The sequence below is a fragment of the Mycobacterium sp. E3298 genome (assembly GCF_001666895.1).
In the GTDB taxonomy this organism is placed as follows: Bacteria; Actinomycetota; Actinomycetes; order Mycobacteriales; family Mycobacteriaceae; genus Mycobacterium.
Genome location: NZ_LZJB01000489.1, coordinates 1 through 1,175 on the forward strand (window position 1 = coordinate 1; position 1,175 = coordinate 1,175).

The following is a 1,175-nucleotide window of genomic DNA, read 5'->3' on the forward strand; positions in this document are numbered from 1 at the left end:
CTTCGTCGGACCGGACGCCGACGTGCTCGAACTCGTGGGCAACAAGTCCGCCGCCCGCGGCGCCGCCGTCGCGGCCGGGGTGCCGGTGTTGCCCGCCACGGACGGACCGAGCAGCATCGCGGACATCGAGGCGTTCTTCGCCGCGCAGGGCGGCGCCGTCATGATCAAGGCGCTCGCCGGAGGGGGTGGCCGGGGGATGCGCACGGTGCGCAGCGCCGAGGAGATCGCCGCCGCGTACCAACAATGCGCCGCGGAGGCGCAACTGGGCTTCGGAGATCCGGCGCTGTTCGCCGAGGCGCGCCTCGACGGCGCGCGGCACATCGAGGTGCAGGTGGTCGCTGCGCCCGCGGGACACCAGACGCGCGCGCTCGCGCTCGGCGACCGTGACTGCAGCATCCAGCGGCGTTATCAGAAACTCGTCGAAATCGCACCCGCCCAAGGGCTTTCCGAGGCGCTGCGGCATGACCTGCACCGGGCGGCGGTCCGGTTGTGCGCGCGGGTCGGGCTGCGCGGGCTGGCCACGGTCGAATTCCTGGTGGCCGGTGAGGAGTTCGTGTTCCTCGAGGTCAACCCGAGGATTCAGGTCGAGCACACCGTCACCGAGGAAACGACCGGGTTCGACCTGGTGGCCGTCCAGCTGGCGATCGCCGGGGGCGCCTCCTTCTACCAGCTCGGGCTCCCTGCCGGCATCGCCTCCGACGGCAACGAAGTCATGGGCGAGCCCGCCGCGCACCGTGGCATCGCCATTCAGGCGAGGGTGAACATGGAGACCTTCGCCCCGGACTTGTCGGTTGTGCCCGCGGCCGGCACCCTCACCGTGTTCTCGCCGCCGAGCGGCCCCGGAATCCGCGTCGACACCTACGGCCGGGCCGGACTGGTCGTCAGCCCGCACTACGACTCACTGCTGGCGAAGGTCGTCGCCCACGTACACGGGTCGTCGCCGCAGGCGGCGCTGCGCAAGGCCCGCACCGCCCTGGCGGAGTTCGGCATCGAGGGCGTCCGTACCAACATCGACTTCCTGCGCGAGCTGCTGTCCCAACCACAAATCGAATCCGGTTGGGTGAGCACGGGTTTCCTCGACGAGAAGCTGCCCGAGCTCGCCGCGGCCGCGGCGACGCACCGGCACGCGGATCCCGTCGTGCCGGTCGAGCTGTATCCCGGTGAGGACGTGCTGC

The 1,175-nt window shown here is 71.1% G+C and carries 1 protein-coding gene; it reads left to right on the top strand.

All coding sequences use genetic code 11. The features are described 5' to 3' along the window. Nucleotides 1–1,175, top strand: a 1,175-nt coding sequence (locus A9X05_RS22355) for an ATP-grasp domain-containing protein (RefSeq protein WP_156736907.1), incomplete at both ends; no start/stop codon positions are given.